At 72.2% G+C, this 14,339-nt stretch carries 12 protein-coding genes and 1 pseudogene; 8 read left to right on the top strand and 5 right to left on the bottom strand.

Annotated features, from left to right (window positions below; genetic code table 11):
* Window positions 1-62 precede the first annotated feature (62 nt).
* From HUT06_RS25390 to HUT06_RS25380, 3 genes and pseudogenes are all read right to left on the bottom strand, one after another.
* Window positions 63-1,547, bottom strand: a complete 1,485-nt coding sequence (locus HUT06_RS25390; protein ID WP_254715795.1) for a SulP family inorganic anion transporter — start codon at window positions 1,545-1,547, stop codon at window positions 63-65.
* A gap of 293 nt (window positions 1,548-1,840) precedes the next feature.
* Window positions 1,841-3,448: a peptide chain release factor 3 gene (locus HUT06_RS25385; protein WP_176198018.1), complete on the bottom strand. Its 1,608-nt coding sequence runs from the start codon at window positions 3,446-3,448 to the stop codon at window positions 1,841-1,843.
* A gap of 211 nt (window positions 3,449-3,659) precedes the next feature.
* Window positions 3,660-3,815, bottom strand: a pseudogene (locus HUT06_RS25380) (MerR family DNA-binding transcriptional regulator); the annotation flags it as partial.
* A 458-nt stretch (window positions 3,816-4,273) separates the two neighbouring features.
* On the opposite strand from HUT06_RS25380, the gene HUT06_RS25375 reads away from it, so the two are divergent.
* Together HUT06_RS25375 and HUT06_RS25370 are read left to right on the top strand one after the other, a co-directional pair.
* Complete coding sequence (locus HUT06_RS25375) at window positions 4,274-4,996, top strand: spermidine synthase (protein ID WP_176201610.1); 723 nt, start codon at window positions 4,274-4,276, stop codon at window positions 4,994-4,996.
* A 466-nt stretch (window positions 4,997-5,462) separates the two neighbouring features.
* Window positions 5,463-5,861: a MerR family transcriptional regulator gene (locus HUT06_RS25370; protein ID WP_176198016.1), complete on the top strand. Its 399-nt coding sequence runs from the start codon at window positions 5,463-5,465 to the stop codon at window positions 5,859-5,861.
* A gap of 160 nt (window positions 5,862-6,021) precedes the next feature.
* Here the strand turns inward: HUT06_RS25370 and HUT06_RS25365 are convergent, their stop codons facing one another.
* Complete coding sequence (locus HUT06_RS25365; protein WP_176198015.1) at window positions 6,022-6,216, bottom strand: DUF1330 domain-containing protein; 195 nt, start codon at window positions 6,214-6,216, stop codon at window positions 6,022-6,024.
* Window positions 6,217-6,351: 135 nt separating this feature from the next.
* Between HUT06_RS25365 and HUT06_RS25360 the strand changes: the two genes are divergently transcribed.
* From HUT06_RS25360 to HUT06_RS25345, 4 genes are all read left to right on the top strand, one after another.
* Window positions 6,352-6,654, top strand: coding sequence for a hypothetical protein (locus HUT06_RS25360; RefSeq protein WP_176198014.1), 303 nt, complete (start codon window positions 6,352-6,354; stop codon window positions 6,652-6,654).
* A gap of 159 nt (window positions 6,655-6,813) precedes the next feature.
* Window positions 6,814-7,566: an ABC transporter ATP-binding protein gene (locus HUT06_RS25355; protein ID WP_176198013.1), complete on the top strand. Its 753-nt coding sequence runs from the start codon at window positions 6,814-6,816 to the stop codon at window positions 7,564-7,566.
* Window positions 7,563-8,966 (top strand): FtsX-like permease family protein, encoded by a 1,404-nt coding sequence (locus HUT06_RS25350; protein ID WP_217711447.1) that lies wholly within the window; start codon window positions 7,563-7,565, stop codon window positions 8,964-8,966. The genes HUT06_RS25355 and HUT06_RS25350 overlap by 4 nt, the downstream gene beginning before the upstream one ends.
* Window positions 8,967-9,103: 137 nt before the next feature.
* Window positions 9,104-10,327 (top strand): sensor histidine kinase, encoded by a 1,224-nt coding sequence (locus tag HUT06_RS25345; RefSeq protein WP_217711446.1) that lies wholly within the window; start codon window positions 9,104-9,106, stop codon window positions 10,325-10,327.
* On the opposite strand, the gene HUT06_RS25340 is transcribed toward HUT06_RS25345, so the two are convergent.
* A complete protein-coding gene (locus HUT06_RS25340) occupies window positions 10,299-10,985 on the bottom strand; it encodes a response regulator transcription factor (protein WP_217711811.1) in 687 nt (228 codons plus the stop codon). The two genes, HUT06_RS25345 and HUT06_RS25340, sit on opposite strands and share 29 nt — an antisense overlap.
* Window positions 10,986-11,176: 191 nt before the next feature.
* On the opposite strand from HUT06_RS25340, the gene HUT06_RS25335 reads away from it, so the two are divergent.
* A complete protein-coding gene (locus HUT06_RS25335; protein WP_368406988.1) occupies window positions 11,177-12,892 on the top strand; it encodes a Re/Si-specific NAD(P)(+) transhydrogenase subunit alpha in 1,716 nt (571 codons plus the stop codon).
* Window positions 12,893-12,895: 3 nt separating this feature from the next.
* On the top strand, window positions 12,896-14,338 hold the full coding sequence (gene pntB, locus HUT06_RS25330; RefSeq protein ID WP_176198009.1) for a Re/Si-specific NAD(P)(+) transhydrogenase subunit beta: 1,443 nt from the start codon (window positions 12,896-12,898) through the stop codon (window positions 14,336-14,338).
* Window position 14,339 lies beyond the last annotated feature (1 nt).

The following is a 14,339-nucleotide window of genomic DNA, read 5'->3' as shown; positions in this document are numbered from 1 at the left end:
CAGGGCGGTCCAGTTGCGGGTGCAGAAGGCCAGGTTGTTGTCCTCGGAAGAGCGAGTTCCGGTCAATGGCTGCCGGCCAGTTCGCCGGACAGGGTGTCGTGCATGCGGGCGCTGTGCTCGTTGAGGCCGACGATCTCGACGGTCTTGCCGTGCCGTTCGTACTTGGTGGTGACGGCGTCGAGGGCGGCGACGGTCGAGGCGTCCCAGACGTGGGCGTCGGTGAGGTCGATGGTGACGCGGTCGGGGTCGCCGGCGTAGTCGAACCGGTGGACCAGGTCGTTGCTGGAGGCGAAGAACAGTTCCCCGGTGACGGCGTACACGACCTGGCCGCCGTCGGGGTCGGTGACCGCCGAGACGCTGACCAGGTGGGCGACGCGGCGCGCGAAGACGATCATCGCGGTGATGGAGCCGACGACCACGCCGATGGCCAGGTTGTCGGTGGCCACGACCACGGCGACGGTGACCAGCATGACGATGGTCTCGCCCAGCGGCATGCGCTTGAGGGTGGACGGCCGGACCGAGTGCCAGTCGAAGGTGCCGACCGAGACCAGGACCATGACGGCGACCAGGGCGGCCATCGGGATGTCGGAGACGATCGGGCCGAAGGCGATGCACAGGGTCATCAGGAACGCGCCGGCCAGGAAGGTCGACAGCCGGGTCCGGGCGCCGCTCCTGACGTTGATCATGGTCTGGCCGATCATCGCGCAGCCGCCCATGCCGCCGAAGAAGCCGGTGACGATGTTGGCGATGCCCTGGCCGATGGACTCGCGGGTCTTGTCGGAGCGGGTGTCGGTGATGTCGTCGACGAGCTTGGCGGTCATCAGCGACTCCATCAGCCCGACCAGCGCCATGGCCAGCGCGTACGGTGCGATGAGCGTCAGGGTGTCCAGGGTGAAGGGGACATCGGGCACGCCGGGGGAGGGCAGGGAGGACGGCAGCGCGCCCTTGTCGCCGACGGTCGGCACGGCGACGCCCGCGGCGACGGTGATGACGGTGAGGACGACGATCGACACCAGCGGCGCCGGGATGACCTTGGTGACGCGCGGGAACACCACCATCAGTGTCAGCCCGGCGGCGACGAGCGGGTAGACCGGCCAGGGGACGTCCCGCAGCTCGGGCACCTGCGCCATGAAGATCAGGATGGCCAGGGCGTTGACGAACCCGACCATCACGCTACGCGGCACGAACCGCATCAGCCGCGCCACCCCCAGCGCGCCGAGGACGATCTGGAAGATCCCGGCGAGGATGACGGTGGCGAACAGGTGCCCGATGCCGTACTCGCGTGCGATGGGCGCGACGACCAGCGCGACCGCACCGGTCGCGGCGGAGATCATCGCGGGGCGTCCGCCGACGATCGCGATGGTGACGGCCATCGTGCAGGCGGCGAACAGCCCGATCCGCGGGTCGACCCCGGCGATGATCGAGAAGGAGATCGCCTCGGGGATCAGCGCGAGCGCGACCACCAGGCCGGCCAGCCCCTCCGTCCGCAGCAGCTCGGCGGTGATCGGCTGCGCGGGCGTGAGGGCGGGCTTCAGACGGCGTGCCAGGACGGCGGGCAGACTCAAAACACTCCAGACAAGGATCGCCCGCGCGGGTCAGGGCGCGAACACACGAACAACAGCGCGAGAGGTTGGGGGCCGGCGTCCATACCGGTGCGAACGCCGCGGGGCGCCCGGACGCTCCAGCCGCGGCTCATCCCTACTCTAACGTGACAGGAGGGTTTCCGGCGCCGGTGGAGACGACCGTCACACCGCCATGGCCGGGCCGGCGGGGATGGCGGTGAAGGCCTCGTCCACGCGGCGGGCACGGGATGGCGCGGCCCCCATCCTGGGGGAGCCGTTCAGTCCGGGACGCCGGCGGCCAGCATCGGGGTCAGCGTCACGTCGGGGTGCTCGCGCTCGACGGCGCGCACGCGCCACTTGTCGACGAACACCGCGATGAGCGAACCGTCCAGGGCGCGGCTCAGCACCTCGATGCCGCGGCGTCCGTTGAGCGTCTCGGCGGACTCCTTGTCGGTGATGCGGGCGGTGCCGTAGTCGAGCCGGGTCAGTTCGACCGGCGCGCCGAACTCGTCCGCCATCCGTGCGGTCACCACATCGAACTGCAGCGGCCCGACCGCCGCCAGCACCGGAGCCTGGTCGCCGCGCAGGTCGCTGCGCAGCACCTGCACGACGCCCTCGCCATCGAGCTGCTCGATGCCGCGCCGGAACTGCTTGGCGCGGCCGTTGTCCTTGGCCCGCGCCACCATGAAGTGCTCCGGTGCGAACGCCGGGATCGGCGGGAAGGCCACCGGCGTCTTGGCGTACAGGGTGTCGCCGACGGTCAGCCCGGACGCGTTCGGCAGCCCGATCACGTCCCCGGGGTAGGCGGCGTCCAGGGTGGAGCGGTCGCGGCCGAACACCGTCTGGGCGTACTTGGTCGCCAGCGGACGCCCGGTCGGGGCGTGGGTGAGGGTCATGCCGCGCTCGAACCGGCCCGAGCAGACCCGGATGAAGGCCAGCCGGTCGCGGTGCGCCCTGTCCATGCCCGCCTGCACCTTGAAGACCTGGCCGGAGAAGGGCGCCGTCACCGGACGCTCGCGGCCGCCGGTGTCCGCGCGTGCCGAGGGCGCGGGCGCCAGCCGGCACACCGTGTCCAGCAGGGTGCTCACCCCGACGTTGGGCAGCGCGGCCCCGAACAGCACCGGCGTGCAGATCCCGGCCGCGAACGCGTCCATGTCGAGGGCGGCGCCGATCTCGTCCAGCAGCGCCAGCTCTTCGGTCGCGGTCTCCCAGGCCTGGCCCTCCTCGGCGGCGGCCCGGTCCGCCGGGACCTGCTCGGCGATCGCGCGGGTGACGCCGCCGGGCGTGCGGCGGAACCGGGTGAAGGAGCCGCCGGCGCGGTCGATCAGGCCGCGGAAGTCCCCGGCGATCCCGACCGGCCAGTTCAGCGGCGCCGGACGCAGGCCGATGCGCTGCTCGACCTCGTCCAGCAGCTCCAGCGGTTCGCGGCCGGGACGGTCCCACTTGTTGACGAAGGTGATGACGGGGATGCCGCGGTGGCGGCAGACGTCGAACAGCTTGAGCGTCTGCGCCTCCAGGCCCTTGGCGGAGTCCAGGAGCATGATCGCGCCGTCCACGGCGGCCAGGACTCGGTAGGTGTCCTCGGAGAAGTCGGCGTGGCCCGGGGTGTCCAGCAGGTTCAGCAGCGCGCCGCCGTACTCGAACCGCAGCACCGAGGAGGTGATGGAGATGCCGCGCGAGCGCTCCATGTCCATCCAGTCGGACCGCACGCCCTGCCGTCCGGCCTTGCCGTGCACCGCCCCGGCCTGCTCGATCGCCGCCGCGTGCAGCGCCAGGGCCTCGGTCAGCGTCGACTTGCCGGCGTCCGGGTGACTGATCACCGCGAACGTCCGCCGCCGCGCCGCCTCCGCCGCGACATCCTCCGCCGTCCCGATTCCGGTGCTCACCGCGCTCCTCTCTCGTACTCCGCCTCACCCGCCCGGCCGGACCGCCCGGCCGGACGCGGTAGGCCCGCCGGACGCCGAATCCGCCGAGCCGGCCTCCACCACCCGTGCGCGGTCGAGCCGCACGGCCGCCCCCCGACGACCTGCAGCAGCGGACAACGCCAGTCGATCTCAGCGCACCAGGTACTCAGCCGGTCGGCCGGCTCCGACCGCTCCGCTTGACCAGCTCCGCCCGCGCCACGCCGGTGCCGGTGTGCGCACGGAAGCCGCCGCGCGTCCGAGCGGAGGGCGTCTTCAAACCGACCTCCCCGCAGTAGCGGATCGTGCGCAGCGACACCCCGGTCCGCTCGGCCGCCTCGCCGGTCTGCATCCGTCCACCCACCTGAGGGCCGTCCTCGCGCAATCTAACCTCACGTTAGAGTACCTTGTGCGCGGGTTCGGCCGGATCCGATGCCGGGGCTGCGACGGCAGACGAGAAGAATCCGCTTCCAGATTCTGACCCGTCACGCCGAGCCCGCGGCCGCCGTCCGAGAGTTGATCAACGCCGCCTGCCTCCGGGGCGCGCCCGGCAGCATCACGGTGGCGTCGCCGACGTCCGCAACGAACCTGTGTCGGCCGGGGCTCGCGCGTCCACGCCGACGCTCGCAAGCCGGTGTGGACGGATACCCTTCCTTTACGAGAGGGCATATTTCCAAGTGCCGAAGCGCGAAGTGGCTCGTTGAGCGTGTCCCCGCCCCAGGTGGCCGGAACCGACCTCTGGTGGGGACTGCCGCATCCACAGGACGCCGACCAAAGATGACCGCTGTCGAAACCGAGGATCTGGCACCCATGGGCGCACTGTTCGAAGAACTCGATTGGCGTCCGACGCCCATGGGCGCCGTCAGCCTGCGGCGGCGGCGGGACCCCGCCCTCGGCGTCGACGTCTACGAGATCAAGCTCGATGACGACTTCCTGATGTCGAGCCTGTGGACGGCCGGGGAGGTCGAACTCGCCCGGCTCGGCTTGGCCGCCGCGCCAGGTCAGGCCCTCGACGTCGTCGTCGGAGGGCTCGGGCTCGGCTACACCGCCGGCACCGCGCTCGACGATCCCCGCCTGCGCTCGCTCGTCGTGGTGGAGGCGCTCGGCGAGGTGATCGAGTGGCATCGGGCGCACCTGGTGCCGCTGGGTGAGCAACTGACGACCGATGACCGCTGCCGGCTGGAGCAGGGCGACTTCTTCGCGCTGGCCTCATCGCCCGCGGGCCTGGACCCGCAGAGCCCGGGAGCCCGCTTCCACGCGATCCTGCTCGACATCGACCATTCGCCGCGCCACGTCCTGGACCCGCGCCACGCCTCGTTCTACCAGGCGGAGCCGCTGGGCCGCCTGGCCGCGCGACTACATCCCGGCGGCGTCTTCGCCCTCTGGTCGAACGAGCCGCCCGACGACGGATTCACCGCCGTGCTCGGTGAAACCTTCCACGAAGTGGCGGCGCACGTCGTGGAGTTCTCCAACCCCCTCCAGGGCGGCACCTCCGCCAACACCGTCTACCTGGCACGCACCTCCACCATCTGAAGGGGCGGGCTCCTGCTCGCTGGTCGCCGCCGAGACTCAACCGGCGGCGACCGGACCGGCTCCCCGGGCGCATCCGCCATTCCATCGCTGTGAAGGACCCGTCGAGGTACGAGGCCGCAAGAGCCTGGCGACAGCAGGAAATCCGAACATGTCTCACCCAGGAATTCGATACGCGTCAGGCGGAAGAAAACGCCGCGAAACAGCATGCTGCCGGGGCAGGGAGTGGAGAAGAAGAACTCCGCGTCGTGGCGCCGCCGAGCGGACGCACCGCGCCACTCTCCCTTTTCGTAAGATCAAGGATGGGGTGTTCGGTTCAGCCGATGCCCCGCTTCTTCGGACGGACCTGCCGATGCCGGCGGCAGGATGCGGTCCCTGAGCGCAGCACCGGACGGAAGATGGCAAGCTTGAGCAACGATATGGATCATCCGTCCCCGGCGAGGCGGGCCGGTGGCGTGAGGAGGACCCGATGAGCGGCAGGCAGATGCAGATCGGCGAGGTCGCGGACCGGACCGGGCTGAGCCTGCGCACCATCCGCCACTACGAGGAAGTCGGCCTCGCCCTCCCCACGGCCCGATCCCAGGGCGGCTTCCGCCTCTACACCGACGACGACGTGGCGCGCCTCCTGGTCATCAAGCGCATGAAGCCCCTCGACTTCACCCTCGAGGAGATGCGCGACCTGCTGACCATTCTCGACCAGCTGCGGTCCGGCGCCATCGGCGAGACGGCCCGAAGCGACCTGACCAAACGCCTCGCCGTCTACCGCTCCCTGGTCGAGGAACGCTGCGACAAGATCCGCAACCGCCTGTCGGACGCCGAGCAGTTTTCCAGCGAACTCTCCGCGGAACTGCGCGAACACCGTCACTGACGAGTTCGGCTGCTTCTCCGGGCACAAGAGTCGACCATTCCTTTTGCCGGCAGCCCCGGGGTACTGGAGTCAGTGATGCGTCACCCTGCCCGACGAGGAGGCAGGAGTGGCCTTGAGACGGCAATGCCTCGCTGTCGGGACTCCGGCAGCCGGAAACCGCTCACAGCCCCTGGACGATCAGCCGTACGCTGTCGGTGTTGCGGATGCGCAGCGGCGCGATCGCCCGGTAGTCCGCCGAATCGTTCCATGCCCGCGCAGCGGCCACGTCCGGAAACTCCACAAGGACGATCTGCCCCGGCGCCCAGTCGCCTCCAACAACGTCGACCTCACCGCCCCGCGCAAAGGTACTTGCCACCGCACGGCTCCAGATATGGCGGAGGTCTTCGGGTTCCCACCCGCGACGCTCGTCCCGCCCCCACGTCAAGGCACGGCTGACGGCGCCGACCTCCGACGAGACCGCCGGGCCCGCACTGGCCTACGGGCCGCAACTATGTCAGTGGCGGTCAGCGGTTACATCCCCTGGAGCGCGCTGGACCAGCGGCCGTTGTATCTGCTCAAGGGAGCGGCTCCCGCGCCGGGCGCCGACGCCGAGCGCGAGCCCGGACGCCACCCTAAGGCCACGGTCCTGGAAATGGCCGGGAGCGGCTTCGCGCTGACCACCAGCGCTGAGGGCAAGCAGCACAATTACGCCCTGCTTGCGGTCGACGACGAGGGCGTGGTCGTCAGCGGACTTCTTCAAGACCTTCCGGTGGGTGTACGGCGCCGCGGTGCCTGCCATGTGAGCCGTCCCTGACGTAGCGGCCGGAGTACCTGTGGGCCGGCGCTTGCGCTGTCAGCGCCGGCCCTCGGTCAGGCAGGGGCCCGTCCACTTCTCCTGGGTGCGGTTTTCCGAACTTCCGATTCGGGTGCGGGCACGATCGATCGACGGGCTCCGCCCGTCGAGGATGACGTCATGGCTGAGACAGCGACGGAGAACTGGACGGGCATGACCTCCCGGGCCGAGGACCTGCACCGGGAGTACGGGCGCGGCGCCGCCGCGGTACGGGCGCTGCGCGGGGTGTCGGTGGCGTTCGCGCCTGCGACGTTCACGGCGGTGATGGGGCCGTCGGGCTCCGGTAAGACCACCTTGCTGCACTGCCTGGCGGGGATGGACCGGCCCACTCGGGGCTCCGTCTGGTGGGGCGGCACCGAGGTGTCCCGGCTGCCCGAGCGGCGGCTGGCGGCCCTGCGGCGCAGCCGGGTCGGGTTCGTGTTCCAGGCGTTCAACCTGATGCCCGCGATGACGGTCGCGCAGAACATCGAGCTTCCCGGCCGACTGGCCGGTGAGCGGCCCGACCGCGGCCGGGTGCTCGACGCGCTCGCCCGGGTGGGACTGGCCGGGCGCGAGCGGCGCCGCCCCGGGCAGCTGTCCGGTGGGCAGCAGCAGCGGGTGGCCATCGCCCGGGCCCTGGTCTCCCGTCCTGCGCTGCTGTTCGCCGACGAGCCGACCGGCGCCCTCGACCGGTCCACCGGGCACGAGATTCTCGCCCTGCTGCGCGCCGGTGTGGACGAGGACGGCGGGACCTGCGTGATGGTGACCCACGATGCGGTGGCCGCCGGGTACGCCGACCGGGTGCTGCTGCTCGCCGACGGCATCGTGGTGGACGAACTCGTCCGCCCCACCGCCGCCCAGGTCGGCGAGTCTTTGAGCCGGCTGGGCGGGTGAGGGCTGTGATCTCGCTCGCGCTCGGGCAGCTGCGCCGCCGTCCGGCGGCCTTCGCCGGTACGGCGGTCGCGCTCTTCCTCGCCATCGCCGCCCTGACCTTGTTCGGCCTGCTGTTCGCCGCCGACATCACCGCTCCCGAGGCAGTCCGGAAGGAGACCACTGGGCCCGCTCTGATGGTGATCGCCGGCGCCTTCGGTGAGATCGCCGTGCTGGTCGCCTTCTTCGTCGTGGTCAACGCGCTGGGGTTCACGCTGCGCCAGCAGCACCGGGAGCTGGCCCTGCTGCGCACCATCGCGGCGACACCCCGCCAGACGCGGCGCCTGGTCCGCGGCCAGGCCGTCGTGACCACGCTGCTGGTGTCCGCGCCGGCCTGGGCCGCCGGCGCCGCGGCGGCCCAGGGCCTGCTCGCCGAGCTGCAGCGGCGAGGGATGGCGGCGCCGGGTGTGCGGCTTCCGGGGTCCCCGGTTCCGGTGCTGGTGCCCCTGGCCGCCGCATTGGCCGCCGCATTGGCCGCCGCATTGGCCGTCGCGCTGGCGGCCTCGACCGTCGCGGCGCGGCGGATCTCCCGGATCACGCCCGCGGCCGCCCTCACGGCGAGTTCGACCGAGCACGGACGGACGGGCGCACTGCGTCTGCTCGCCGCGGTCGGTGTGCTGGTGGGCGGCGGCCTGCTGCTGCGGCTGGCCGCGACGCGGCCGACGGAGGAGGTGGACAAGGCGGGGCAGGCGGCATTGTTCGGCTCGCTGGTGCTGCTGGTCGCGGTCGCGCTGGCGGGGCCGCTCGCGGCACGCGTCCTGGCGGCCGCGCTGGGTGCACCGGTACGGGCGCTGGCACCCGGTGCGGGCTGGCTCGCCGACGCCAACCTGCGCGGGTACGCGCGCAGACTGTCGTCCGCCGTGGTGCCGGTCGCACTGCTCGTCGGCCTGTCGGGCACCATGCTGATCATGACCAGTACCGCCGAGCACGCTGCGGGCGCGGCGGCGTCCAGCGTCACGTCGGCCACGGACGTCTGGCTGCGCCAGGCCGAGTTGGCGCTGCTCGTCTGCTTTGCCGCCGTCTCCACCGTCAACACCCTGGTCGCCGTGACCGCCGAGCGGCGCCGGGAGTTCGCGCTGCTGCGGCTGGTCGGCGCGACCCGGTCACAGCTGCTGCGCATGCTGACCGCGGAGGCGGTACTGACCACGGTGGTGGGGATCCTGCTCGGCGCGGCGGTCGCGGGCGCCGCGTCGGCGGCGTTCAGCACGGCGGTCAACGGGTCGCCGACGCCGTCCCTTCCGGTGGCCGGCTGCTGGTGGATCGCCGCAGGCGCGGCGGCGCTGACCGTCCCCGGCATCCTGGGCACCGGCTTGCGGGCGGTTCGCGGGCCGGCGGCGGAGCTGGTAGGAGGTGGCCGTGACTGAACGCGGCGATGGGGCGGCTGCCGAGAGGACGGCCTGCGCACGGGCACCCACCCGGAGAACGGTGGCGGGCGCGCCGCCCGCCGGCTCGGTGCCGTCACCCGCCTCGGGCTGGCCTGCGCGGGTCTCTAGGGCCGGCCGTGGCTGAGCGGCGGCGCTACCTGTCCGTCCGGGGCGGCGAATGGGCCTTCGCCGTCGTCGGGCTGCCGCTCGCCGTGCTCGGCGGGGTCTACGCGCTCGCCGTCCTGTACGCGGGGACGCTGCTCTCGCTCACCGTGTTCGGCCTGCCGTTCGCGGCCGCCGGGCTGATGGGCGCGCGCGGTCTCGGCGCGCTGCACCGGCGGCTCGTCGGCCGGTTGCTCGGCGAGCACGTCGAGGCGCCGGTCAGGCCACGCCGTCCGACGGGTGCGGTCGCTCGTGGCCGTGCCCTGCTGACCGACCCGATCGCCTGGCGGTCGCTGCTCTATCTGGTGCTGCGGTTGCCGCTCGGCGTGCTCGGGTTCGCCGCCGCGGTGGCGGTTCCCCTCGGCTGCGGCTGGCTGATCGGCTTCCCGCTCTGGGGACGCCTGCTCGAACCGGGCCCGGGGCCCGCCGCCTGGCTGGACGCCGCGTCCGTGCTGGTGGGGCTGGTGGTCCTTTCCGCGGTGCCCGGCGCGGTCCGGGTGCTGAGCGGGGCGAACCGCCGGCTCGCCCGGCTGCTGCTCGGCCCGGCCCGTAGCCAGCGGCGCGTCCGGGAACTGGAGACCGCCCGCGCCACCCTGCTCGCGCAGAACAACGACGAGCTCCGCCGCCTGGAGCGCGACCTGCACGATGGCACCCAGGCCCGGCTGGTCGCCCTGGCCATCACCCTCTCGCTGGCCGAAGACGCGCTCGCCCCCGGCACCGGCCCGGACCTCGCACGGCTGCGCACCCTCGTGGAACGCGCCCGCGGCCAGACCGACGACACCGTCACCGAACTGCGGCGGCTCACCCGCGGCATCCACCCGGTGGCGTTGGACGGCGGCCTCGACGAGGCACTGCCAGGACTCACCGCAACCTCGCCGGTGCCGGTCGCCCTCCGGCTGAACCTGCCGGAACGACCGGACCCGGTGGTCGAACGGGCCCTCTACTTCTGCGCCGCCGAGCTGCTCACCAACATCGCCAAGCACAGCGACGCCCGCTCGGCCGACCTCGAGGTGAGCGCGACCGGCGGCCGGGTCCGGCTGTCCGTGCGCGACGACGGCCGGGGCGGTGCGGCGCTCGGCATCGGCACCGGCCTGACGGGCCTGGCCGAACGGCTCGCGGCGGTGGACGGCGCCCTGCGGATCGACAGCCCGCCCGGCGGACCGACCGTGGTCACCGCCGAGCTGCCGGCGCGTCTGTGATGGCCGGGCCACTCCCGTTCTCCGCCAGGTAGGTGAGGACGGCCTTCACCCGCCGGTTGTCGGTGCCCGTCGCCTCCAGGCCGAACTTGGTGAAGACGGCGGCGACGTGTTTCTCCACCGCCCGTTCCGACACCACCAGCAGCGCGGCGATGGAGCGGTTGGAGTGCCCCTGTGCCATCAGCTCCAGCACCTCGCGCTCGCGAGGCGTCAGGGTGTCCACACGGCTGCGCCGCCGGCCGCGCATCAGCTGGGTGACGACCTCCGGATCGAGTGCCGTGCCCCCGTCCGCGACCCGGTACAGCGCGTCCACGAACTCGGCGGTGCGGGCGACGCGTTCCTTCAGCAGGTACCCGATGCCCGCCGCGCCGTCCGCCAGCAGCCGGGAGGCCCAGGTGGTCTCGACGTGCTGGGAGAAGACCACGATGCCGACTTCGGGCGTCCTCGCGCGGATCTCCACGGCGGCGCGGATGCCCTCATCGGTCTGGGTGGGCGGCATCCGGATGTCCACCACCGCCACGTCGGGCCGGTGCTCGGCCACCGCGGCGAGCAGCTCGGGCGCCGTCCCGGCGGTGGCCACCACCTCGCACTCGCGGGCGCCGAGCAGCTCGACCATGCCGTCACGGAGAACGACGGAGTCCTCGGCCAGGACCACGCGCAGACGCCTGTTACTCACGACACCATTATCGGGCTCGGCCGCCGCTCGGCGCGCACGTACCCACGGGACCCCTGAGCCAGCGGGTTCCAGGACAGGGGGCGCGGCGACACGGTGCGCAAGTGCCCAACTTCCGGAGCCAAGACTGGCACACAGTACATAGCCGAAGAGGTCCCGCTCGCGGGAGAATTACCTTGATGCCGAGATACTTGGCGCCAGTCCGCCCGTCCATGCGGACCGGCGGGCAGGAACCCCCGGCAACCCGGCGCGATGCCCCGTACCGCGCGCTCACGGCGCTGATGCGCGAGAGATATGAGGTGGTTGTCATGATCATTGGAGTTCTCAAGGAGGATTCGCCCGGCGAGCGGCGGGTGGCGGTGACGCCGGACACCGTCACCCGGCTGCAGAAGCTCGGGTACGAGGTGACCGTCGAGTCCGGCGCCGGAGCCGGCGCCGGCTTCCCCGACGACCGGTATGAGGCCGCGGGTGCCGCCATCGGCGACGCGGAGGCCGCGGATGTCGTGCTGGGCGTCGCCCCGCCCGCACCCGAGCGACTGGACGCCCTGCGCCCGGGTGCCACGCTGATCGGCCTGCTGAGCCCCCGGTTCAGGCCGGACCTGGTGGAGGACCTCGCCGGGCGTCCCCTCACGGCACTGTCCCTGGACGCGGTGCCGCGGATCTCCCGGGCGCAGTCGTTCGACGTGCTCTCCTCGATGGCCAATATCGCCGGATACCGGGCGGTGATCGAGGCCGCGCACGAGTTCGGGCGGTTCTTCACGGGCCAGGTGACCGCGGCGGGCACGGTGCCGCCGGCGAAAGTGCTGGTCGCGGGGGCCGGTGTCGCCGGGCTCGCGGCGATCGGCGCGGCCGGCAGTCTGGGCGCGATCGTCCGGGCCACCGACCCGCGGCCGGAGGTCGCCGACCAGGTGCGCTCACTCGGCGGCGACTACCTCGCCGTCGCCGAGGCCGAGCCGCTCGACGCCCCGTCCTCCAGCCCCCACCCGCCACCATTCAACGGACGAGCTTCGCTCGGCGGCCCGGGTACCGGCTACGCCAAGGAGATGTCGGACGACTACAACGTCCGCGCCGCCGCGCTGTACGCCGAGCAGTGCCGTGACGTCGACATCGTCGTCACCACCGCGCTGATTCCCGGCAGGCCCGCGCCGAAGCTGATCACCGCGGAGATGGTGGCGACGATGCGGCCGGGTTCGGTGATCGTGGACATGGCGGCGGCCAACGGCGGCAACGTCGAGGGGACCGTTCCCGGCGAGCGGGTGGTCACCGGGAACGGCGTGATCATCCTCGGCTACACCGACCTGGCCGGGCGGCTGCCCGCGCAGGCGTCCCAGATGTACGGCACCAACCTGGTCAACCTGATCCAGCTGATGACCCCGCAGCGGGACGGCGAACTCGTCCTGGACTTCGACGACGTCGTGCAACGGTCGATGACCGTCGTCCGCGAGGGGGAGCTCACCTGGCCGCCGCCCCCGGTGCCGGTGTCGGCGGCGCCGGCGGCCGCCCTGCCGGCGCGGCGGGAGGCCGAGGCGGACGACCCGGCCGGCACGGCGAACCCGGCGCTGCGCCGGCTCGGCGCCGCCGTCGCGGCCGCCGGGGTGTTCGCCCTGATCGCGTTCTCGCCGGCGGCGTTGCAGGTGCACCTGACCGTGTTCGCGCTGGCCATCGTGATCGGCTACTACGTGATCGGGAACGTGCACCACGCGCTGCACACCCCGCTGATGTCGGTGACCAACGCGATCTCCGGGATCATCGTGGTCGGAGCGCTGGTGCAGATCGGCACGGGAAGCGCGGCGATCACCGTCCTCTCACTCGCGGCGATCCTGCTCGCGAGCATCAACGTCTTCGGCGGTTTCGCGGTCACCCGCCGCATGCTCGCCATGTTCATCAGGAGCTAGGCAATGACGGTCGCAACCGCGGCGACCGCGGCGTACATCGTCGCGGCGCTGCTCTTCATCCGCGCGCTGGCCGGGCTCTCACGGCACGAGTCCGCGCGCCTGGGCAACACCTACGGCATGCTCGGCATGGCCGTGGCGCTCGTCGCCACCGTCGCCCTCACCGCCGACGACGGCATCGACCTCCCCGCCTTCGGGCTGCTCGTGGCCGCGGTCGCGGCCGGCGCGCTGATCGGCCTGCACCGGGCCAGGTCGGTGGAGATGACCGCGATGCCCGAGCTCATCGCGCTACTGCACAGCTTCGTCGGGCTGGCCGCGGTCCTGGTCGGCTGGAGCGGCTACCTGCACGTCGAGCACCACCCCGAGGGGACGGAGGCGGCGGCGCTCGCCCGCGAGGGCATGCTCGGCATCCACAGCGCCGAGGTCTTCATCGGCGTCCTCATCGGCGGCGTCACCTTCACCGGCTCGGTCGTGGCCTACGGCAAGCTGTCGGGCAGGTTGAAGTCCGCGCCGCTGATGCTGCCGGGCAAGAACCTGCTCAACGTCGCGGCGCTCGTCGCGTTCTCCGCACTCACCGTCGCCTTCGTCGTCGAGCCCCGGCCGTGGCAGCTCATCGCGGTCACCGCGGTGGCGCTGCTGCTCGGCTGGCATCTGGTCGCCTCCATCGGCGGCGGCGACATGCCGGTGGTGGTCTCCATGCTGAACAGCTACTCCGGCTGGGCGGCCGCCGCGTCCGGGTTCCTGCTCGGCAACGACCTCCTGATCATCGTGGGCGCGCTGGTGGGCTCCTCGGGCGCCTACCTGTCGGCCATCATGTGCAAGGCGATGAACCGCTCGTTCCTCTCGGTCATCGCCGGCGGATTCGGCCTTGAGGCGCCCGCCGCTCCCGGTGCCGACCACGGCCGGCACCGGGAGATCGCCGCCGCGGAGGCCGCCGACGCGCTCACCGCCGCCTCCTCGGTGATCATCGTTCCCGGCTACGGCATGGCCGTCGCCCAGGCGCAGGCCCCCGTCGCCGCGCTGACCGCGCGGCTGCGCGACGGCGGCGTCCAGGTCAGGTTCGGCATCCACCCGGTCGCCGGCCGCCTTCCCGGCCACATGAACGTGCTGCTCGCCGAGGCCAAGGTGCCCTACGACCTGGTGCTGGAGATGGACGAGATCAACGACGACTTCGGCGCCACCGACGTGGTCCTGGTGATCGGCGCCAACGACATCGTCAACCCCGCCGCCGAGGAGGACCCCGCGAGCCCCATCGCCGGCATGCCCGTCCTAGAGGTCTGGAACGCCCGGCAGGTCATCGTGTTCAAGCGCTCCATGGCCACCGGGTACGCCGGGGTCCAGAACCCGCTCTTCTTCCGCGACAACACCCACATGCTCTTCGGTGACGCCAAGGAACAAGTCCACGGCATCCTCCGCGCCCTCGAACACCTCACGCCTGTGGCCGGCTGAC

Source organism: Actinomadura sp. NAK00032 (assembly GCF_013364275.1).
Taxonomy (GTDB): Bacteria; Actinomycetota; Actinomycetes; order Streptosporangiales; family Streptosporangiaceae; genus Spirillospora.
This window is presented reverse-complemented; position numbering and strand designations above follow the sequence as displayed.

Bases quoted from the DNA above. Each gene is read 5' to 3' on its own strand.
- HUT06_RS25375 (WP_176201610.1), top strand. From the start codon at position 4,274: ATGGGCGCACTGTTCGAAGAACTCGATTGGCGTCCGACGCCCATGGGC.
- HUT06_RS25370 (WP_176198016.1), top strand. From the start codon at position 5,463: ATGAGCGGCAGGCAGATGCAGATCGGCGAGGTCGCGGACCGGACCGGG.
- HUT06_RS25355 (WP_176198013.1), top strand. From the start codon at position 6,814: ATGGCTGAGACAGCGACGGAGAACTGGACGGGCATGACCTCCCGGGCC.
- pntB (WP_176198009.1), top strand. From the start codon at position 12,896: ATGACGGTCGCAACCGCGGCGACCGCGGCGTACATCGTCGCGGCGCTG.
- HUT06_RS25335 (WP_368406988.1), top strand. From the start codon at position 11,177: ATGCCGAGATACTTGGCGCCAGTCCGCCCGTCCATGCGGACCGGCGGG.
- HUT06_RS25360 (WP_176198014.1), top strand. From the start codon at position 6,352: ATGTCAGTGGCGGTCAGCGGTTACATCCCCTGGAGCGCGCTGGACCAG.